Here is a 19,814-nt window from a genome sequence, read left to right as displayed (position 1 = left end):
GCGCATCTTACTAATGTTTCTTTTTTTATTGTTACATTTCATGTAGACTATTATTAAGGAATTCGAATTAACAGGAGGAGATGTTATGGATTTTAATAGAGTGATTGACCGTAGTACAACGAATGCAGTTGCTCATGAAATGCTGTCTAAAGTTTATCAGCGTAAAGATTTAATGCCGTTTTGGATAGCGGATATGGATATTGCTGTTCCAGAAACAATAATACATGCGTTACAGGAGCGATTAAGTCATCCGATATACGGCTATACAAACTGGAATAACGATCAGTTCTATCAGCCGGTTCGTCATTGGTACAAGACACGTTTTGATCTCAATGTATTAAAGCAGGATCTCGCATATGCCCCAAGCGTGTTATTCACAGTTACTGAAGTGATTCGCAGTGTAACAAATGAAGGGGATGGTGTTATCGTTAACATCCCCTCATATAATAACTTCTTAAATTTAATCAATGGAAATAAACGTATGATCGTTGGCTGTGATCTGTATGATGATGAAGATCAATATTCGATGGATTTTGTTCAGTTTGAATATTTATGTCAGATGCCTCAGAACAAAGTGTTCCTGTTCTGTAATCCACATAATCCGACAGGTAAGGTGTTTACCGAAGAAGAGATTTTAAAGATCATCGAGATTTGTGAGAAGCATAATGTCTATATTATATCTGACGAAATTCATATGGACTTCGTTCGTCATGGTAAACATCAGTCACTGGTTAAGTATATGTCTCAGTATGACAAGATGGTTGTTACAACGTGTCTCGGGAAGACATTTAATATTTCAGGCATTCCTCATGCCTATTATATAACGAAGGACAGCTATATGCGTGAATTGCTGCAGACGAAGATAGGAAGTGTCTATGGTATAAGTTCTCCGAATATACTAGGGCTCACTGCAATTCGTACAGCTTATATGGAATGTGGCCCGTGGGTAGATGCACTTAATGAACATATTGAATCAAATATGATTAAAGTAGAGACATTCATTAACGAGCGATTGAGTGACGTCCTTGTATTCCGTAGACCACATAGTACGTTTCTTGCATGGATTAACTTTGAAGCGAGTGGGTTCAGTGAAATGGACGTTCAGGATGCGCTGCAGAATATCGGGCGTATCGCTGTAGGTATCGGGAACACCTATGAACTGACCGAGAGCACGCACTTCAGACTAAATGTTGCGTGTAGCGAAGAGAAGCTTGAACAGGGGTTAGCAGCAATAGAAAAAGCATTCTCATATTTAAAGGAGAATGCTGTAGATTAAAGCGACTGAATTTCAAACACATCTATGAGTTCACCACTATAACAATCAGCGATAAATTCATAAGTCGTGGTCTTCGTATTGATCATCCCCCGATAGACGTGTGTGATAGATCCAAACTTATGAATCTTTTCAGGGGTATAGTTGATTGCTGAACCTGTCACATCCTTATATGCATGTTTCGTCTGGTCGAGTACCTTTTTAGGATGCTTCATTGTCATACGATCTTTCGACATATAAAGTAAAGCGATGATTACAGGAATGATAAGCAGATAACGTTTTTTCATAATATCCCTCCATTTATAAAATATTTTAACATAAAGGAGAACAATCATGACAAAGATAATGGAAACGATCAAAACATTAACAGAATTACATGGGGCACCTGGACATGAATATCAAGTGCGCGACTATTTAAAGGAAAGACTGACAGCATATGCAGATGAAGTACTGCAGGACGGGCTCGGTGGTGTGTATTTCTTAAAGAAGAGTGCAAATCCAGATGCTAAGAAAGTAATGATTGCTGCACATATGGATGAAGTTGGATTTATGGTGACACATATTACCGATAATGGCATGCTTAAGTTCACACCGCTTGGCGGATGGCCTGAAGATGTACTGCAGGCACAGCGTATGAAAGTATTAGCTCGAGATGGGAAAGAATATACTGGAATCATTGGAAGCCTGCCGAAACACTTCAGAACAGGAAATGAAGGGACACCACAAATTTCAGATATGATGCTGGATATCGGTGCTGAGAATAAAGAGATGGTCAATGAAATGGGGATAGCGCCCGGGGATACGATTGTACCTGAAGTTGAATTTAAGCAGTTAACGGATCACCGTTTCTTATGTAAAGCGTGGGATAATCGTTATGGATGTACCATAATTATAGATGTGATGGAACGGTTGAAGGACGTTGCGCTTCCTTTTGATCTATATATCGGGGCGAATGTGCAGGAAGAAGTAGGTTTACGTGGCGCAGGACCTGCAGCAAATATGATTCAGCCGGATGTTGCATTTGTTGTAGACTGTTCGCCCGCAAATGATATGGCTGGAAGTAGCAGCGATAATGGACGACTTGGAGCTGGCACGTTACTGAGAATCATCGACCGCACAATGATATTAAAGCCATCATTCAAGACATTGATGCAAGAAACATATGAAGCACATAATATCAATTACCAATATTATCAGTCTCCGGGTGGAACAGACGGGGGTCAGATTCATATTTCGAATGAAGGTGTGCCGACAGCGGTAGTAGGAGTCCCTGCACGTTATATTCATTCCAATCATACGATATTTGATATTCGTGATTATGAAGCGGCGCGCGATGGTATGCTTGCGCTACTGAGTAGACTTGATGATGAAACGATTCAGTGTTTAAAACAGAATTAATCCGAGTAGTTCGGTAGCTATTTGTTGACTTAAATTATAAATAGTATAAAATAAAATTTATTCTGAGTAAATTGATATGAATAGGAGGATGGAAATGAAAAAATTATTTATAGTATTGACGGCGTTGTTATTTGTGCTTGCCGCATGTGGCAGCAGTGAAGAGGGTTCAAAGAAAGATGGTAAGACACTGACAGTGGGCACTGAAGGAACATATGCACCATTTACATACCATGACAAAGATGGAAAGTTAACGGGATATGATGTAGAAGTTACTGAAGCAGTAGCGAAAAAAGCGGGTTATAAGGTTAAGTTCGTTGAAACACAGTGGGATTCAATGTTCTCGGGATTAAATTCAGGGCGTTTTGATACGATAGCAAACCAAGTCGGAATCAATGCAGAACGTAAAGATAAATACAACTTCTCTAAACCATATACGTATTCTGAGGGCGTATTAGTCGTTCGTAAAAATAACGATTCAATCCAGTCATTTGATGACGTTAAAGGAAAGAAACTTGCTCAGACGTTGACTTCAAACTACGGTAAGCTAGCGAAAGATAAAGGCGCTGAAATTACTTCAGTAGAAGGATTTAACCAGGCGATAGAAATGGTATTATCAAATCGTGTGGAAGGAACTTTCAATGATAAATTATCAGTCCTTGATTATCAGCAACAAAAGAAAACAGCTGATATTAAGCTGATTACGGGTGATGCTGAGAAGAGCCAGTCAGGATTTGTATTCACTAAGAAGACAGATAAGACAGTAATAGAGGATGTTAATAAAGCATTAGATGAATTGCATAAAGATGGTACATTAACAAAAATAAGTAAGAAATGGTTTGGTGAAGATGTTTCTAAAGCTTAATGAAGAACAGCTCCACGCATTAGATGCAGCGAAACAAGCTTTCGAACCGATGTTATGGGGATTGATAAAATACTCAATCCCTATTACTATTGCAACGTTTATAATCGGGCTAATCATAGCGATCATCACTGCATTGATGCGTGTGTCACGTAACAAGTTCGCGCGAAGTATTTCCAGAATCTATGTCTCGATTATTCGTGGTACACCTATGCTTGTACAGTTGTTCATTATCTTCTATGGTATTCCAGAAGTTGGACGACTTATTACGGGAAATCCTGATATTAAGCTGAATATTGCACCTGTTGTTGCTGCAATAATTGGACTCAGTTTAAACGTTGGAGCTTATGCCTCTGAAATTATTCGGGGTGGTATTCTATCGATTCCAGAGGGTCAAAAAGAAGCTGCATATTCTATCGGTATGAGTGAATGGATGACGATGAAACGCATCGTTTTACCACAGGCGATACGTGTATCTATTCCTGCACTTGGTAATACATTTTTAAGTCTGATTAAAGATACATCGCTGCTAGGGTTCATTCTTGTCGCAGAGATGTTTCGTAAGGCACAGGAAGTTGCTGCGACAACGTATGAGTTCCTTTCAATCTACGTGCTTGTCGGCTTAATGTACTGGGTTGTATGTTTCATTATCTCTGTTGTACAAGGGCAGTATGAGTCTCGTATAGAAAGGAAGTATCAGCGATGATCTCAGTGAAGAATGTGGTAAAGAAGTTCGGCGATAAGACAGTGCTTAAAGATGTAGATCTAGAAGTGCAAGATGGTGAAGTGGTCGTACTGATTGGTCGAAGCGGTTCAGGTAAGACGACGCTGCTACGTATGATGAATGCATTGGAACTGCCGACATCAGGCACGGTAACAGTAGACGGTTTAACATATGATAGTAACAACCGCAAATCACAGATTGAAGTCCGTAAAAAGTCAGGTATGGTGTTCCAGAACTTTCAATTGTTCCCGCATATGACAGCGCTAGAAAATGTGATGGAAGGTCTTGTACAAGTCAAGAAGATGAAACAGTCAGATGCGCGAGAAACCGCATTGAACCTGCTTGAAAAAGTGGATTTAACGCATGTCAAGGAGCAGTATCCGATATCATTAAGTGGGGGACAGCAGCAACGTGTCGGTATCGCACGTGCGCTTGCAATGAATCCAAAGGTGATGCTCTTTGATGAACCAACATCTGCACTTGACCCAGAACTTGTACAGGATGTGCTACGTGTTATTAAAGATCTGCGTGATGAAGGCATGACGATGGTCATAGTGACACACGAGATGAACTTTGCGCGCAATGTTGCAGATAAAGTCGCTTTTGTTCATGATGGACGTATCGAGGAAATCGAAACGCCAGAACAACTATTCAATGCACCTCAATCAGAACATTTAAGACGCTTCTTGAATGTGATTGCAGAATAAATTATAAGCACTATATCATTCGATAGCATCAATAGGTAATAAATTTTCCGGATAAATATATCCGGAAAATTTTTATATGAAAATACGTCTATGTAATAAGTAATATGCTATTATAATTGTAATATGTGGGATTATAAATAGAGGGTAAGGGGATAGTATATTGAAGAATCTACTTAAGAGGTGGTTCATAGATGGCATGAGTTACATGGCACTCGGACTATTTTGTTCATTGATTATCGGATTGATATTAGAAACACTGGGGACAGAATTGAAACCGTTCTTCGATACATCATTACTCATTGAAATCGGCCAGCTTGCAAAGAATTGTACGGGTGCAGCAGTTGGTGTTGCGGTAGCATATGGACTTGGAGCTAAACCGATGGTCATCTTCGCTAGTGCAGTGACTGGGATGTATGGTTATGAACTTGGAGGCGCAGCAGGTACATATATTGTGAGTCTGGCAACAAGTGAAGCGGGACGTTTCTATAGTGGGAAGACGAAGATTGATATCATTCTGACGCCGCTTCTAACGCTACTTATCGGCGGCAGTATCGCAAAGCTTATAGGACCGTTGATACAGCAGCTGATGCTATCGCTCGGAGAATTTATTTCATTTTCGACAGGACAGCAGCCGTTATTGATGGGCGTTCTCGTGTCACTCGTGTTCGGTTTGACACTTTCTAGCCCTGTTTCTAGTGCTGCGCTCGCTTTAATGCTTAACATCGATGGAACAGCGGCAGCTGCTGCAACAATTGGCTGCTGCTGTCATATGATTGGATTTGCTGTCACTGCTTATCGTGATAATGGGATTCAAAGTCTCGTAGCCCATGGTATTGGAACTAGTAAAATACAGATTCCTAACTATATGTTAAGACCAATGATCTTAATTCCGCCTGTGATTGCGAGTATCATTATCGCACCGATAATGACCACACTATGGCCAATGCAAAATGTAGCAGCAGGTGCAGGTATGGGAACAAGTGGATTTGTCGGGCAGATAATGACAATTAAGACGATGGGTTCCTCGCTTGAAACATGGTTGCAAGTTGGAGTGTTTCATTTCATATTACCAGGTATTATCAGTTATATTATATATATGATGTTGTTACGAGCGAATATCATTAAACCAGGAGATCAGAAGATCTCGACAGGAGGAGAACGATGAAGGAAATCACATCAGTAGAAATGTTTAGAGAAAGTATCGAACAGCCGACGATAGCTATGTTTACTGCAGGATGGTGCCCAGACTGTCATTTTATTGCACCATTATTGCCGGAAATAGAAAGTGAAAATGAAGCGTATCATTTTGTTTCCATCGACAGAGATGAATTTATTGACCTTGCTGTAGAATATGATGTGATGGGGATACCAAGCTTTATCGCATTTGATAAAGGTACTGAAATTGGAAGATTCGTATCAAAAGACAGAAAGACAAAAGATGAAATCAACGCATTTATAAAAGGATTGTAGTTTAATATCTATTAGTCCGTAGCTCTAAACTGATTACCTTTTAATATAACCTTAGTAACCACTGCTTTTATATGCGGTGGTTTTATTGTACAATGAAAGTTATGTGAGGAGTGTTACAAGTGAATGTTTTTGAAATTAGAGATTACTTAAAAGATGCAATGAAAGAGGAAGCAGTAACCTTTCATTTCGATCGTAAAGAAGAGACTTTAAGGATTGAGCGAAATGATAATCATAAAGGGTTAACGATAAAGCTAGCACCCGTTGCAGCAAAATATAAAGAGAAGAAAGAGAAAATTCTTGACGAAGTACTGTATTATATCAAAGAGACGATTCAAGCGTTTGGGGATGCACAACCTTTTGATGGCCAACCGATAATAATGCCTGTTGTTCGTGCGACGAGTTTCCAGAAAGAACAAAATGGAGTTCCTTTTTTAATTACAGAACATACTGCTGAGACGAATATTTATTACGCAGTGGATCTCGGCAACACTTATCGTCTAATTGATACTGAAGTACAGGAAGCGTTGAATCTATCTGAAGCGCATATTAAGGAGCAGGCTTTATTTAATTTAAATGGTCTGAATAACCCTTATAAAACTGATGTAGTGAATGACAATACATATTATTTCTTTAACTCAAATGATGGATATGATGCAAGTCGTCTGTTAAATAAACAACTGTTGAAGTCGTTTCGTGAGAAGATTACAGGGGAGATGCTTGTCGCTGTACCACATGGCGATGTTTTGATTATTGCTGATATTCAGAACGAGACAGGGTATGATGTGCTCGCTCAGCTGACGATGCAATTTTTCGCAAATGGTCTTGTACCGATTACTTCTTTATCGTTCCAATATGAAGAAGGTAACTTAACACCTGTGTTTATACTAGGTAAGAATAATGCAAAGCGTAATCAAGAAGCAATTCAGCGTATTGAAGCAAACCGCAAAAAATTTGAACAAGAAAAAAACAATAAGGAGTAATCATATGAATCTATTTTATAACGAAATTGTTGGAGATTATTTATTTATCACATTGGAACCTATCGATGGTCCGTTTACGTATGAAACAAACGGGGATATTATCACGATAAAAAAAGACGACCGTGTCGTTGGATATAATGTTAAGGGTGTACAATCATTAAACCTTAAATCTCAAGGTGAGGTTAAATTAACAGAAAGTCTTGTAGATGAAATCAACGCATTACTTAGAGAGAAGGGGCTTGAAACGCCACTCGAAGTTGATTTATCACCGAAGTTTGTTGTTGGCTATGTAGAATCATGTGAGAAGCATCCAGATGCAGATAAATTAAACATTACAAAAGTGGATGTTGGAACAGAAAAATTACAGATTGTTTGTGGTGCAAAAAATATTGCACAAGGGCAAAAGGTAGTAGTAGCTAAAGTAGGTGCGGTGATGCCGAGTGGAATGATGATCAAAGATGCAGAGTTACGCGGTGTGCCATCAAAAGGAATGATATGTTCTGAACGTGAACTTGGTCTGACTGACTCTGAAGAGAAAAAAGGTATTCTAGTGCTAGATGATCACTATACAATCGGCGAAGATTTCTTCAAAGAGAAGTAGGGTGATAAGATGAGCTGGTTTGATAAATTATTCGGAGAATCAAAAGAAAATACTGAAGATATCAGAACAGAAAGACTGGATACCTCAGAAAATGACGTATATAGGCGCCCTCGTGGAAAGTTTCGTTTTCCGGTTGATGTGGACACTGTTAAGACGAAAGATAGTGATCATAAGACGAGCAAGACAAAACTTGAAAAAAATGATGACCCCTTTATCCCTGTACAAGCGCAGTATGATCATCAAAAGACTTCGTTTGATGAAACATACGTTTCTAGAAGACAGAGAAAAGCAGCTCGTAACCAACACCCAGGCTATAAGGTTGAAACCTCTCCATTAGGAAAGAAACAAGGAGATGATGCTCAAATAGAAAAAGCATCTCGTGTGCATCAGCCCAAGTTTAAAGCTTCAGAAGTACCTTCGGCAATATATGGAACAAAAAGTCGTAAAGATCCTTCAATGTTAAAGGGTCGAGCATCTATTGTCCCTAAGAAAAGTACAGCTACACGTCCTGCGACACCGACACATCGCAAAGAAGATAATACGGTCAATATTGAGAATGTATATGCCTCTCAAATAGTTGCTGAAATCAGAAAAGAGCGTGACAAGAAAATTCAGCGTCAAAAAGATTTTCAGGAAGAGCGTAGAAAACTTGCTGACCAGCAAGAAGCGTTAAAATCTATGATTAACCACGAAACGGTTGAACAAGAAGCTGAAGAGAAGAATGTTTTAGAGGATAATGTGCTTGCAGTTGATGATGTCGTGCAATTATCAGAGGATGTTATAACGTTATCTGAAGAAGCATTAGTCACTGATATTGAGGTTCAAGCGCTTAGTGAGACGCCAATTAAAGTGAATATCAGCGATGAGGACACAGAGGTTAAACTGAACTCCGGTGAATCGTATACTTTCAGTTCACGTGAAGATGAGACTTTCATGGAAGAAAATATTACTTTTGAAAGTACTGAAGAGGCAGCAGAGACTATACAGGTAGATGAGGAAGTATTTGACGATGTATCTTTTGAGACGGAAGATGAGATGACTGAAACGATTGAAGTTGAAGATGAAACCGATAGCGAAACAGATGAAACTGTTGAAATATCAGAAGAGGATGAAGGTCCTGTTTCGTTAGAACCTGTGCTATCACCTGACACTAAGAAAGAGAAAGTCACTCCATTTAATGTAGTCATGACACCAAGTGATAAGAAGCGTTTAATGCAGCAACGAGAAGAATCGAAATTATCGCCAGCAGAAGTAAAAATCAAAAGCAATGAACCGCTAGAAGAAGTACTAGAGGAGCATCCTGAGACACCTGCTGAGCTACAGGAAGCTGAGGATGAAAGGAAGCTAAGACAGTTCAAGCGCAAAGGACCAAAGTATCTTCTTCCACCTGTCAGCTTACTGAATCCTGCAGATAATATGGAACGAGATGAATCATGGGTTGAAGAACATAAAGCGCAGCTTGATGATGCGTTCTATCATTTTAATGTGCCGGCAAAAGTAGAGAATGTCGTCGTCGGTCCTTCGGTTACACGATTTGAACTTTCGGTAGAGAAAGGTGTAAAGGTTTCGCGCATCACGAATCTTCAGGACGATATTAAAATGGCGTTAGCAGCCAAAGATATCCGAATAGAGGCACCGATTCCTGGTACTTCGCTTGTCGGTGTTGAAGTGCCGAATGTTGAAACGCGTAGCGTCAACTTAAGTGAAATTGTCTTCAGCAAGAAGATGAAATTCTCTGATAGTAATCTGTCTGTCGCGCTCGGAGCTAGAATTAATAACGAACCGATGATTATGGATCTTGCGAAGATGCCGCATGGTTTAATTGCCGGTGCTACAGGCTCTGGTAAATCTGTGTGTATCAACTCAATTCTTATTTCACTGCTATATCGTAATAATCCTAATGAATTGAAATTATTACTGATTGATCCTAAAATGGTCGAGCTTGCGCCATATAATGATTTGCCGCACTTAATTGCACCTGTTATTACTGATGTTAAAGCAGCTACAGAGAGCTTAAAATGGGTTGTCGGTGAGATGGAACGCAGATATCAGATGTTTGCAGATGTCCATGTACGTAACATTACTGCTTATAACCAGAAAGTAGTCTATCAGGAGAGAATTCCGAAGATCGTTGTCGTGATTGATGAATTAGCAGACTTAATGATGATGGCGCCACAAGATGTGGAGCATTCCATTGCACGAATTGCTCAAAAAGCACGTGCAGCAGGTATTCATCTGATACTTGCTACACAACGTCCTTCAGTCAACGTAATCACAGGATTAATCAAAGCGAATGTGCCGACACGCATCGCATTTATGGTATCTTCTTCTGTTGACTCCAGAACAATACTTGATTCTGGTGGCGCTGAGAAATTGTTAGGAAACGGTGATATGCTGTATCTTGGGAATGGGATGAATAAGCCGATTCGAATACAGGGAAGCTATATTTCCGATAGTGAGATTGATGAAGTTGTAGGCTATATTAAGTCTCAAGGGAAACCAAACTATCTCTTCCATGAGAAGACTTTGCTGAAGAAGTTATCAGAGCAGCCGAAAGATGAACTGTTCAATGATATTTGCAACTTTATGGTCGAAGAAGGGCATATTTCGACTTCTCAAATACAAAGACGCTTCCAGATAGGCTATAATAGAGCAGCGCGAATTATCGATCAACTGGAAGAAATGGGTTATGTCAGTGGTCAGAATGGCTCTAAACCAAGAGATGTGCTGATAACAGAAAAACAAGAAGAATATTAGGAGATGAATTTATGACTTTATATCATTTTGTTGGTATTAAAGGTTCAGGAATGAGTGCGTTAGCTCAAATACTATTTGATATGGGTGAAACGGTACAAGGATCAGATATCGAGAAAGAATTTTTTACAGAGAAATCTTTAAGAGAAAAAGGAATAACAATACTGCCATTTAATCAGGAGAATATTAAAGAAGGTATGACAATCATTGCCGGTAACGCATTTAATGATGACCATGAAGAAATTGTGCGTGCACATGAACTTGGACTTACTGTAACTCGTTATCATGACTTTCTAGGCAACTTCATGGGTCAATATACATCTGTGGCAGTTACTGGTTCTCACGGTAAGACGTCGACAACTGGACTGTTATCTCATGTGATGAATGGTGACAAGAAGACTTCTTACCTTATTGGTGATGGTACAGGGATGGGGATGCCTGGTAGTGAGTATTTTGCATTTGAAGCCTGCGAATATCGCAGACATTTCTTAAGCTATTCACCGGATTATGCGATTATTACAAATATCGACTTTGATCATCCCGACTACTTTGCATCGATGAGCGATGTGTTCAATGCATTCCAGGAGATGACGAAGAAGGTTAAGAAAGCAATTGTAGCTTGTGGTGACGATGAGAATTTAAGAGATATCGTAGCAGATATCCCGATTTATTACTATGGCTTTAAAGAAGATAATAAAGTCGTTGCAAAGAATATGAAGACGACCCCACAAGGGACACAGTTTGAAGTGTATATTGACGGAGAATTGTTTGATACGTTTGTTACTCCAATGTATGGAGATCATCAAGTACTGAATGCACTTGCTGTCATAACAATCTGTCACCTAGAAGGACTGGATAACGCAGCTGTAAAACATGCTTTAAGCACATTTGGTGGCGTTAAACGTCGTTTTAGTGAAAAGGTACAGGACGAACAGATTCTTATCGATGATTATGCACATCATCCAACTGAGATTAAAGCGACGCTACAATCTGCACATCTGAAATATCCTGAGCGTAAAGTCATCGCAGTATTTCAGCCGCATACATTTTCACGTACAAGTGCATTTCTTGAAGATTTCGCAAATAGTTTAAAGCTTGCAGATAAAGTATATCTCTGTGATATCTTCGGTTCAGCACGTGAAGATAGTGGGGAGCTGACAATCGGTGACTTGCAAATATTGATTCCAGGTGCTGAACTGATAAACGAATCCAACGTCAATCTGCTGAAACAATATAAAGATGCAGTGGTTATCTTTATGGGTGCAGGAGATATACAGAAAATTCAAGTCGCATATGAAAATTTAAAATAGTATGATATGATGTTTATTAATAAGGTATAAGGGTAATTTAGAGTATAACAAGTTAATAATTTTAGGAGGCGTTTTTATGGAATGGATTTTACCGATTGCAGGTCTAATCGCTGCGATTGCATTTTTAATTCTATGTGTATTCATCGGAATCACTTTATTATCAGTGAAGAAGAATTTAGATCATGTAGCTAAAACTTTAGATGGTGTTGAAGGACAAATTCAAGGAATCACTCGTGAATCAACAGATTTACTTCACAAAACTAATCGTTTAGCAGAAGATGTTCAGGATAAATCTCAACGTTTAAATTCAGTTGTAGATGCAGTGAAAGGTATTGGTGATTCAGTACAGAACTTAAACAGTTCAGTTAATAATGTTACATCATCAATTACGCATAACATCTCGCAGAACGAAGATAAGATTTCTCAAGTTGTTCAGTGGTCAAACGTTGCAATGGAAGTTGCTGATAAATGGCAGATGAGAAAGCAACGTCGTGGTACTGTAAATTTTAATGATGATATTTATCGTACACCACAAAATAACTTTAATGAAACACATACAACAGGTGATCATTTAGATCAGGATAAAATTAATGCAGGTTTAAAGTAAACCGCTAAGGGAATGTACATTATGTACATTCTTTTTTTAGGAGGGAATAAGATGGAAACTTATAATAGAGATTTACATACACATACAGTTAAAGAATACGAAGTGAAAAAGGATACAACAGCACGTGACTTTTCATTAGGACTTGTCGCAGGACTTGCAGTGGGGTCATTTATCGGTTTACTCGTTGCTCCAAAATCAGGTAAAGTACTGCAAGAAGAACTTGGAGAAAAGGTAGAAGTATTAAAATCAAAATCTATACAATCATATACTGATCAAATTAAAAATGCTGAAAGCTTTAAAGAGAAAGCTGTTACATTTAACGCAGATCTTTCTAAGGAGAATCAAAGCGATCTAGAGCTTCAGAAGAGAGCGATTAAAGCTGAGGTGAACGATGATACTTTGAAGCAGCCAGATGCAGTTGTGGATAAAGCATTAACGCCAAACAAGGACGAAGCATTGTTAGAAAACAAAAAAACTAAGCATATTGCTGACAATCTATCCCCTAAAAACAAATAATCACAAAATATCTTTGTAATATGATAAAATAGTAGGCCTAAAGTCTACTATTTTTTTAATTTTAAAATAAAAGAGGTCAAACGATGAACGATTTAAATGCATTACGCGAAAACATTGAAACATTAAACATTGAAATATTAAAGCTGTTAAGCGAACGTGGTGAAATTGCAAAGCAGATCGGACAAGAAAAACGTAAGCAAGGCACTGCAATCTATGATCCCGAACGCGAAAAACAAATGATTAATAAATTGCTGGATTTAAATGATGGTCCATTTGATGACAATGTTATCAAGCAGTTATTTAAGGAAATATTTAAAGCTTCAACAGAATTACAGAAGTCTGAAAGTGAGAAGCATCTTTTAGTCTCACGTAAGTTAAAACAAGAAGATACTATTGTTACATTCGATAACGGGGGCATCATCGGTGCAGGTACAAAGTCATATGTATTTGGACCATGTTCGGTAGAATCTGCAGAACAAGTTGAAGCAGTCGCTAAAAATCTCCATGACAAAGGTGAAAAATTTATTCGTGGTGGCGCATTTAAGCCAAGAACTTCTCCGTATGATTTCCAAGGACTAGGAGAAGAAGGATTACAAATTCTTCACGATGCGGGTAAGAAATATAACCTCAACGTTGTCAGTGAAATTGTCAATCCAGCGCATTTTGAACTTGCAGACCAGTATGTTGATGTATTCCAGATCGGTGCGCGAAATATGCAGAACTTTGAACTCCTTAAAGAAGCAGGACGTACAAATAAACCCGTACTTCTTAAGCGTGGACTGAGCGCAACGATAGAAGAGTTTGTCTATGCAGCCGAATACATCTATGCACAAGGCAATTCAAAGATTATTTTATGTGAGCGTGGTATTCGCACGTATGAAAAAGCAACAAGAAATACATTAGATATTTCTGCCGTACCAATATTAAAGCAAGGTACACACCTTCCTGTATTGGTAGATGTTACACATTCAACGGGACGTAAGGATATTATGCTGCCGGTAGCTCGTGCTGCACTCGCAGTTGGTGCAGATGGGGTGATGGCTGAAGTACATCCAAATCCAGCCGTTGCATTAAGTGATGCCGGTCAGCAGATGGATTTTGAAGAGTTCGAAAATTTCTATAAAGCGTTAAATGAATTTAAAAGTAAATTTTAACAATAAAAAATTTGCTTAAAATAATCATTTAGAATGAAAAGTCTTTGAAAACGTGTTAGAATAATAAATAAAACGTTTTCAGGAGGAAAAAATGACCGTAACAATATATGACGTAGCACGCGAAGCGAAAGTATCTATGGCCACTGTATCTCGTGTCGTAAATGGCAATCCAAATGTGAAGCCTGCGACAAGAGATCGCGTAAATGAAGTGATTGAACGTCTGAACTATCGTCCAAATGCAGTCGCACGTGGGCTAGCAAGCAAGAAGACTACAACAGTTGGGGTAATCATCCCGGATATTTCTAATATGTATTATTCAGAACTTGCACGTGGATTAGAAGATATCGCTAAGATGTATAAATATCAGACAATCATTTCAAATTCTGATAATGATGCATTAAAAGAACAAGAAATCTTTAATAACTTACTGTCAAAGCAAGTTGATGGCATCATATTCTTAGGGGGGACACTCTCTGAGAAGACAGCAGAGATGATACGTAAATCGAGTGTACCTGTGGTATTATCAGGGACACTCGATCAAGATGAAAGCTTACCTTCAGTGAATATCGATTATGTGGATGCGAGTAGAAAAATTACCCATAAATTCATAGAAGCAGGTGTGAAACGATTTGCATTTGTTGGTGGAGGATATTCTGAAAAAGCACAGATCGATGTATTAAGTGGAATGAAATCATTGCTCGGCGAACATGCGATTGAATTACCGGAATCAGCTCAATATATAGGGGCTGAACAATATTTAGATGGTGAGAAGGCATATAGAGTGATTAAAGAGACGAATCCTGAAGTTATACTATGCATTAGTGATGAGCAGGCGATTGGTATCGTACATGCAGCACAGGATGACGGAAGAGTTATACCTGATGATTTACAGGTCATCAGTTTTAACAATACTCGATTAGTGAAAATGGTACGCCCGAAGCTTTCAAGTGTAATGCAGCCATTATATGATATTGGTGCTGTGGGGATGCGTCTTTTGACTAAATATATGAACGATGAGCCGATTGAAGATCAGAAAGTCGTTCTACCTTATAGAATAGAATATCGTGGAACGACGAAATAGAAATTAAGGACCTTGCGTATGCGAGGTCCTTAATTTATGGGTTGGTAAAGTGGCTCGTAAAATAAAAACACGAGCACCTAGTAATGCTGTACGATACGTGCCATCATCATTTTATTTTTTTCTTCGATATCGCGTCTTCTAGGTATGACTCGATACCCTTGTAGATCTTCATTCCATGTTTTTGGCATCTTTACTTGTGTTTTACTTTGCCACATCGTAATCCAGTCATCTGGTATTGCACCTTCTAAATAACTGCGTCCGAGCATCGCATTATATACTTGTGCCCAGGCGAGTGGTGCGACTTGAAAGATATTATAACCGCCACCTCCGACAGCAATCCACTTTCCATTTGTATATTCATTTGCTAATCGAAGGACGATTTGTGGGATGTGCTGATATGTCCTGTGTGTACAAGAGAGGTGTGTCAATGGATCAAGATAATGTGCATCCGCACCATTTTGACTTAATATAATATCCGGTTTAAAGAATTCACATGCTGCGCGTAAACTTTCTTCAAAACATTCTAGAAATGAATCATCTTCAGTATAGGCATCAACAGGTATATTCATACTGTATAAATAACCATCACCTTCACCTTTTTCAGTAATGGCACCAGTTCCTGGGAACAAGTACCGACCTGTCTCATGAATAGAGTAGGTCATCACCTGATTATCGCTGTAGAAAGCAAACTGTACGCCATCACCATGATGTGCGTCGGTATCGATATAGAGCACACGTTGTTTATATTTACGTTTCATATATTCTATAGCGACTGCAGAATCATTATAGATACAAAATCCTGAAGCACGTCCAGTGAAGCCGTGATGGAGCCCACCACCAAAGTTACATGCGGTATGATCGATACCAGTCATAACAATATCGCATGCAGTAAGCGTTGCGCCTACTAACAACGCGCTCATTTCATGCATATCTTTAAAGTTCGGTGTATCATTTGAGTTAAGTCCAAATTTATCACAATCACCGGCACTCAGTTCTCCGCGTCCTGCCTTTTTTACAGCTTCAATGTATTCTGGCTGATGAATGAGCATCAGTTCTTCATCTGTTGCAGTACGGGGCTCAACGATATCTTCTGCGCGCAGCAGTGATAAGCTTTCAAGCAGTGATTTCGTAAGTAACAGGCGCATCTGATTAAACGGGTGATCATCACGAAAGCGGTATTTCAGCAAGTTCTTTGAGTAGACGAATTTTGTCATAGGCCGCTTTCGAAAGGATCAAGTACTGTGAATCCTTTCTTCTCCAGATCAAATATCGCAATATTTGGATTCATTGCAAGCATGCGTAACGTCACAATTTTCTTACCGACCTGTGCTGTATCCCGGAATACGAGAATACTCTCGATACTGATCTTATGTCTATGAAATACTTCCGTGACTTCGTGCATAATACCCGGTTCATCAGGAATGCTAATCTGTATTGTTGTACCTGGACGTGTTACACCGGTAAGCTCAATAAATGTATTGAGCATATCTTTACTGGTTACAATGCCCACAACTTTCTCGTTTTGTACAACTGGAATGCTGGCGATAGATGCATCATAAAAATCAACTGCAATATCTGCCACAAAATCAAGAGGGTGGCATGTAATCACATTTTTTTTCATAATCTGTGAAATCGGGACATTATAATCAATTGCTTCATCATGTTTTAATAGTGACGGCAATACTTCTTTTATTTCACGATCTGAAATAATACCTTGCAAATGCTGTTCATCGTCTACAACCGGTAAATGGCGAATGTTCTTATCATTCATCAATGCGATGGCCTGAGCGATAGAACCTTCTGTATTGAATGTAATACATGGTGATGTCATAATGCGTTCTACTAACATAATTACCCTCCTATAAGAAAAAGCGATTCTGGAATCTAATATTATCGAATGTCTGTATCTGATCATTTGTAATGCGTTTGCCTATTCTTGCCATCAAGCAGTTGGCCGGATGACTTGTAATTTCAGGATCATCTGTAGAGAATACTTCCATGCCACCAGCAGCCATCATCTTCTGCATAATTTTTTTATATTCGAATACATCCAGGCCACTGTTCTTTAAATCCCAATGCCAATAATATTCGGTCGTAATAATGATATAATCTTCCATCGCATCATCTTGCATTGACAGTTCAAGCATGGCCTTACCAAGGCCCATTGCACGATACTGTTCACTAATTTCTATCGCGCCAAGCTCTAATAGATAAGGTAAGTTTCCATCACTCCATCGTTCTAATGGATCTGGATATAGATAAGTTGTATATCCGATAATATTGTCACCATCTCGGCATATAATGATACGTCCTTCCTCGAGGTCTGCAATTTCCTGAATTGCTACAAATTGTTCTTTCGGAATTCTGAATGCAACGAGACCCTCATCAAATGTATATTTCTTTAAGGTATCACTGTCTATTGGGCCTTCGACGATAATTGATTTTCCGTTAGCTTCAACTGTGCGTTTATAGTAAGTTTTAGTATGCTCCATAGTCACTCCTTGAGAAATAATTTTATATTTTGAAAAATCAGTCAACTTTATTATATAATATAAGAGTAATAATGAAAACGATTACATAGGGGGATTTTAAAATGAAGACAGAAATTTTTGAAGCAGTTCAAGGTGATCACAATCTATCTAACTACGAGGAAGTGTATAACAACTTTGACTGGAAGGAAGTTGAGAAGAACTTCTCATGGCATAATACAGGAAAAGTTAATATGGCTTATGAATGCATTGATAAACATGTCGATAATGGTAAAGGGGATAAAGTAGCGTTACACTACAAAGATGCAAATCGCGAGGAATCATATACTTTTGAAGAGATGCAGCGCAATTCAAATAAGGCTGCGAATGTGCTCGTTCAGGAAGCGGGTGTTAAAAAAGGAGACCGTGTATTTATCTTTATGCCACGCTCTCCCGAACTTTACTTTGCCTTTTTAGGCGTTCTTAAGATTGGTGCTATCGTAGGGCCATTATTTGAAGCATTCATGGAGAAAGCAGTACGTGACCGCTTAGAGAATAGTGAAGCGAGTGTCATCATTACAACGAAAAGTCTACTCGGGCGTATACCAAAAGACGAATTACCACACTTAAAACATATTGTTGTAGTAGATAAAGATGTAGAGGAAGGATATATCGATTTCAATGCTAAGTTTGAGTCTGCATCAGATGAATTTGAAATTGAATGGCTGACACTGGATGATGGTTTAATTCTTCATTATACTTCTGGTTCAACTGGACAGCCAAAAGGAGTGCTTCATGTACAGAATGCAATGATCCAGCACTATATTTCTGGATACTACGTATTAGACTTAAAAGAAGATGACATCTACTGGTGTACAGCAGATCCAGGATGGGTTACAGGGACGAGCTACGGTATATTTGCACCATGGTTGAACGGTGTGACAAATGTAATCGCAGGTGGAAGGTTCTCTCCAGAAGGATGGTATAAGACGATACAGCAATTTAAAGTGACAGTGTGGTATTCTGCACCGACAGCATTCCGTATGTTAATGGGTGCAGGGGATGAAGTGATTAACAAATTTGACCTTTCGAGCTTACGTCATATACTGTCTGTCGGTGAACCTTTGAATCCTGAAGTAATTAAATGGGGGCACAATGTATTTAAACTGCGTATTCATGATACGTGGTGGATGACAGAAACAGGAGGTCATATGATTGTGAACTATCCTGCGATGGATATTAAATCTGGTTCGATGGGTAAACCATTACCTGGCGTTATTGCAGCAATCGTTGATAATGAAGGAAACGAGCTTCCGCCAAACCGTATGGGAAACTTAGCGATGAAATCAGGATGGCCATCGATGATGAAAGAAATTTGGAATAATGAAGCGAAGTATAAATCATATTTCTTACCAGGAGACTGGTATATTTCAGGTGATTCTGCATATATGGATGAAGATGGCTACTTCTGGTTCCAGGGACGTGTAGATGATGTTATTATGACGGCGGGAGAACGTGTAGGCCCATTTGAAGTAGAATCTAAGCTTGTAGAACATCCAGCGGTACAAGAGGCGGGTGTTATCGGAAAGCCGGATCCGGTTCGCGGAGAAATCATTAAGGCATTTATTGCACTTCGTGAAGGGTATGAAGCAACAGATGAACTGAAAGAAGAAATTCGCGTGTTTGTAAAAGAAGGACTTGCAGCACATGCCGCACCTAGAGAAATCGAGTTTAAAGATAAGCTGCCGAAGACACGTTCAGGTAAGATTATGAGACGTGTACTTAAGGCATGGGAACTAGATTTGCCGACGGGTGATTTAAGTACGATGGAAGATTAATATTTGAAGGTCAGAACGATGATGTTCTGACCTTTTTTAGTGTGGTAACACAGACACAGAACGCGTGCGGTATT

At 39.0% G+C, this 19,814-nt stretch carries 20 protein-coding genes; 16 read left to right on the top strand and 4 right to left on the bottom strand.

What is annotated here, in order from left to right:
• Positions 1 to 85 precede the first annotated feature (85 nt).
• Positions 86 to 1,276 (top strand): MalY/PatB family protein, encoded by a 1,191-nt coding sequence (locus QA539_RS07450; RefSeq protein ID WP_219492741.1) that lies wholly within the window; start codon positions 86 to 88, stop codon positions 1,274 to 1,276.
• Here the strand turns inward: QA539_RS07450 and QA539_RS07445 are convergent.
• Positions 1,273 to 1,560: a hypothetical protein gene (locus QA539_RS07445; protein WP_219492739.1), complete on the bottom strand. Its 288-nt coding sequence runs from the start codon at positions 1,558 to 1,560 to the stop codon at positions 1,273 to 1,275. The two genes, QA539_RS07450 and QA539_RS07445, sit on opposite strands and share 4 nt — an antisense overlap.
• Positions 1,561 to 1,606: 46 nt before the next feature.
• Here QA539_RS07445 and QA539_RS07440 point away from each other — a divergent pair, with 46 nt between their 5' ends.
• The 14 genes from QA539_RS07440 (at position 1,607) to ccpA (ending at position 15,434) form a co-directional block, all read left to right on the top strand.
• The gene (locus QA539_RS07440; RefSeq protein ID WP_308316789.1) at positions 1,607 to 2,671 is read left to right on the top strand and encodes a M42 family metallopeptidase; all 1,065 of its coding nucleotides are present in this window, start codon (positions 1,607 to 1,609) and stop codon (positions 2,669 to 2,671) included.
• Positions 2,672 to 2,765: 94 nt separating this feature from the next.
• Complete coding sequence (locus tag QA539_RS07435; protein ID WP_219492736.1) at positions 2,766 to 3,533, top strand: amino acid ABC transporter substrate-binding protein; 768 nt, start codon at positions 2,766 to 2,768, stop codon at positions 3,531 to 3,533.
• Positions 3,517 to 4,236 carry an amino acid ABC transporter permease gene (locus tag QA539_RS07430; RefSeq protein WP_219492733.1) on the top strand — a complete coding sequence of 240 codons (720 nt, stop codon included), beginning with the start codon at positions 3,517 to 3,519 and terminating at the stop codon, positions 4,234 to 4,236. The genes QA539_RS07435 and QA539_RS07430 overlap by 17 nt, the downstream gene beginning before the upstream one ends.
• The gene (locus QA539_RS07425) at positions 4,233 to 4,961 is read left to right on the top strand and encodes an amino acid ABC transporter ATP-binding protein (protein WP_219492730.1); all 729 of its coding nucleotides are present in this window, start codon (positions 4,233 to 4,235) and stop codon (positions 4,959 to 4,961) included. Before QA539_RS07430 ends, QA539_RS07425 begins: the two co-directional genes overlap by 4 nt.
• A gap of 160 nt (positions 4,962 to 5,121) precedes the next feature.
• Complete coding sequence (locus tag QA539_RS07420; protein WP_219492727.1) at positions 5,122 to 6,126, top strand: PTS transporter subunit IIC; 1,005 nt, start codon at positions 5,122 to 5,124, stop codon at positions 6,124 to 6,126.
• On the top strand, positions 6,123 to 6,431 hold the full coding sequence (locus tag QA539_RS07415) for a thioredoxin family protein (protein ID WP_219492724.1): 309 nt from the start codon (positions 6,123 to 6,125) through the stop codon (positions 6,429 to 6,431). The genes QA539_RS07420 and QA539_RS07415 overlap by 4 nt, the downstream gene beginning before the upstream one ends.
• Before the next feature lie 119 nt (positions 6,432 to 6,550).
• Positions 6,551 to 7,411, top strand: a complete 861-nt coding sequence (locus tag QA539_RS07410) for a DUF1444 domain-containing protein (RefSeq protein WP_219492722.1) — start codon at positions 6,551 to 6,553, stop codon at positions 7,409 to 7,411.
• Positions 7,412 to 7,415: 4 nt separating this feature from the next.
• Positions 7,416 to 8,012, top strand: coding sequence for a YtpR family tRNA-binding protein (gene ytpR / locus QA539_RS07405; protein ID WP_219492719.1), 597 nt, complete (start codon positions 7,416 to 7,418; stop codon positions 8,010 to 8,012).
• Positions 8,013 to 8,021: 9 nt separating this feature from the next.
• Positions 8,022 to 10,769: a DNA translocase FtsK gene (locus QA539_RS07400; protein ID WP_283721994.1), complete on the top strand. Its 2,748-nt coding sequence runs from the start codon at positions 8,022 to 8,024 to the stop codon at positions 10,767 to 10,769.
• Between the two features lie 11 nt (positions 10,770 to 10,780).
• Positions 10,781 to 12,076, top strand: a complete 1,296-nt coding sequence (gene murC / locus QA539_RS07395) for a UDP-N-acetylmuramate--L-alanine ligase (RefSeq protein WP_219492715.1) — start codon at positions 10,781 to 10,783, stop codon at positions 12,074 to 12,076.
• 76 nt (positions 12,077 to 12,152) lie between these two features.
• Entirely contained in the window at positions 12,153 to 12,683 is a 531-nt protein-coding gene (locus QA539_RS07390) for a DUF948 domain-containing protein (protein WP_099483672.1), read from the top strand.
• A 51-nt stretch (positions 12,684 to 12,734) separates the two neighbouring features.
• The gene (locus QA539_RS07385) at positions 12,735 to 13,199 is read left to right on the top strand and encodes a YtxH domain-containing protein (RefSeq protein WP_219492714.1); all 465 of its coding nucleotides are present in this window, start codon (positions 12,735 to 12,737) and stop codon (positions 13,197 to 13,199) included.
• Between the two features lie 83 nt (positions 13,200 to 13,282).
• Positions 13,283 to 14,353, top strand: coding sequence for a bifunctional 3-deoxy-7-phosphoheptulonate synthase/chorismate mutase (locus tag QA539_RS07380; protein WP_219492711.1), 1,071 nt, complete (start codon positions 13,283 to 13,285; stop codon positions 14,351 to 14,353).
• 91 nt (positions 14,354 to 14,444) lie between these two features.
• Positions 14,445 to 15,434: a catabolite control protein A gene (gene ccpA, locus QA539_RS07375; RefSeq protein WP_219492709.1), complete on the top strand. Its 990-nt coding sequence runs from the start codon at positions 14,445 to 14,447 to the stop codon at positions 15,432 to 15,434.
• A gap of 77 nt (positions 15,435 to 15,511) precedes the next feature.
• Here the strand turns inward: ccpA and QA539_RS07370 are convergent, their stop codons facing one another.
• From QA539_RS07370 to QA539_RS07360, 3 genes are read right to left on the bottom strand one after another with little or no spacing between them, the layout of a single operon-like run.
• Positions 15,512 to 16,648 carry an acetoin utilization protein AcuC gene (locus tag QA539_RS07370; protein WP_219492707.1) on the bottom strand — a complete coding sequence of 379 codons (1,137 nt, stop codon included), beginning with the start codon at positions 16,646 to 16,648 and terminating at the stop codon, positions 15,512 to 15,514.
• Positions 16,645 to 17,283, bottom strand: coding sequence for a CBS and ACT domain-containing protein (locus QA539_RS07365; protein ID WP_219492705.1), 639 nt, complete (start codon positions 17,281 to 17,283; stop codon positions 16,645 to 16,647). Before QA539_RS07365 ends, QA539_RS07370 begins: the two co-directional genes overlap by 4 nt.
• A 10-nt stretch (positions 17,284 to 17,293) precedes the next feature.
• A complete protein-coding gene (locus QA539_RS07360) occupies positions 17,294 to 17,926 on the bottom strand; it encodes a GNAT family N-acetyltransferase (RefSeq protein WP_219492702.1) in 633 nt (210 codons plus the stop codon).
• A gap of 101 nt (positions 17,927 to 18,027) precedes the next feature.
• Between QA539_RS07360 and acsA the strand changes: the two genes are divergently transcribed.
• Positions 18,028 to 19,740, top strand: coding sequence for an acetate--CoA ligase (gene acsA / locus QA539_RS07355; protein ID WP_219492700.1), 1,713 nt, complete (start codon positions 18,028 to 18,030; stop codon positions 19,738 to 19,740).
• The last annotated feature ends 74 nt before the right edge of the window (positions 19,741 to 19,814 follow it).

Source organism: Macrococcus psychrotolerans, assembly GCF_038095555.1.
Taxonomy (GTDB): Bacteria; Bacillota; Bacilli; order Staphylococcales; family Staphylococcaceae; genus Macrococcoides; species Macrococcoides psychrotolerans.
This window is presented reverse-complemented; position numbering and strand designations above follow the sequence as displayed.

Excerpts from the sequence above, each read along its gene's own strand:
- QA539_RS07380 (WP_219492711.1), top strand. The coding sequence starts at position 13,283 with ATGAACGATTTAAATGCATTACGCGAAAACATTGAAACATTAAACATT.
- QA539_RS07370 (WP_219492707.1), bottom strand. The coding sequence starts at position 16,648 with ATGACAAAATTCGTCTACTCAAAGAACTTGCTGAAATACCGCTTTCGT.
- QA539_RS07365 (WP_219492705.1), bottom strand. The coding sequence starts at position 17,283 with ATGTTAGTAGAACGCATTATGACATCACCATGTATTACATTCAATACA.
- acsA (WP_219492700.1), top strand. The coding sequence starts at position 18,028 with ATGAAGACAGAAATTTTTGAAGCAGTTCAAGGTGATCACAATCTATCT.
- QA539_RS07450 (WP_219492741.1), top strand. The coding sequence starts at position 86 with ATGGATTTTAATAGAGTGATTGACCGTAGTACAACGAATGCAGTTGCT.
- ccpA (WP_219492709.1), top strand. The coding sequence starts at position 14,445 with ATGACCGTAACAATATATGACGTAGCACGCGAAGCGAAAGTATCTATG.
- ytpR (WP_219492719.1), top strand. The coding sequence starts at position 7,416 with ATGAATCTATTTTATAACGAAATTGTTGGAGATTATTTATTTATCACA.
- QA539_RS07440 (WP_308316789.1), top strand. The coding sequence starts at position 1,607 with ATGACAAAGATAATGGAAACGATCAAAACATTAACAGAATTACATGGG.
- QA539_RS07415 (WP_219492724.1), top strand. The coding sequence starts at position 6,123 with ATGAAGGAAATCACATCAGTAGAAATGTTTAGAGAAAGTATCGAACAG.
- QA539_RS07425 (WP_219492730.1), top strand. The coding sequence starts at position 4,233 with ATGATCTCAGTGAAGAATGTGGTAAAGAAGTTCGGCGATAAGACAGTG.
- murC (WP_219492715.1), top strand. The coding sequence starts at position 10,781 with ATGACTTTATATCATTTTGTTGGTATTAAAGGTTCAGGAATGAGTGCG.
- QA539_RS07385 (WP_219492714.1), top strand. The coding sequence starts at position 12,735 with ATGGAAACTTATAATAGAGATTTACATACACATACAGTTAAAGAATAC.
- QA539_RS07435 (WP_219492736.1), top strand. The coding sequence starts at position 2,766 with ATGAAAAAATTATTTATAGTATTGACGGCGTTGTTATTTGTGCTTGCC.
- QA539_RS07430 (WP_219492733.1), top strand. The coding sequence starts at position 3,517 with ATGTTTCTAAAGCTTAATGAAGAACAGCTCCACGCATTAGATGCAGCG.
- QA539_RS07400 (WP_283721994.1), top strand. The coding sequence starts at position 8,022 with ATGAGCTGGTTTGATAAATTATTCGGAGAATCAAAAGAAAATACTGAA.
- QA539_RS07390 (WP_099483672.1), top strand. The coding sequence starts at position 12,153 with ATGGAATGGATTTTACCGATTGCAGGTCTAATCGCTGCGATTGCATTT.
- QA539_RS07445 (WP_219492739.1), bottom strand. The coding sequence starts at position 1,560 with ATGAAAAAACGTTATCTGCTTATCATTCCTGTAATCATCGCTTTACTT.
- QA539_RS07360 (WP_219492702.1), bottom strand. The coding sequence starts at position 17,926 with ATGGAGCATACTAAAACTTACTATAAACGCACAGTTGAAGCTAACGGA.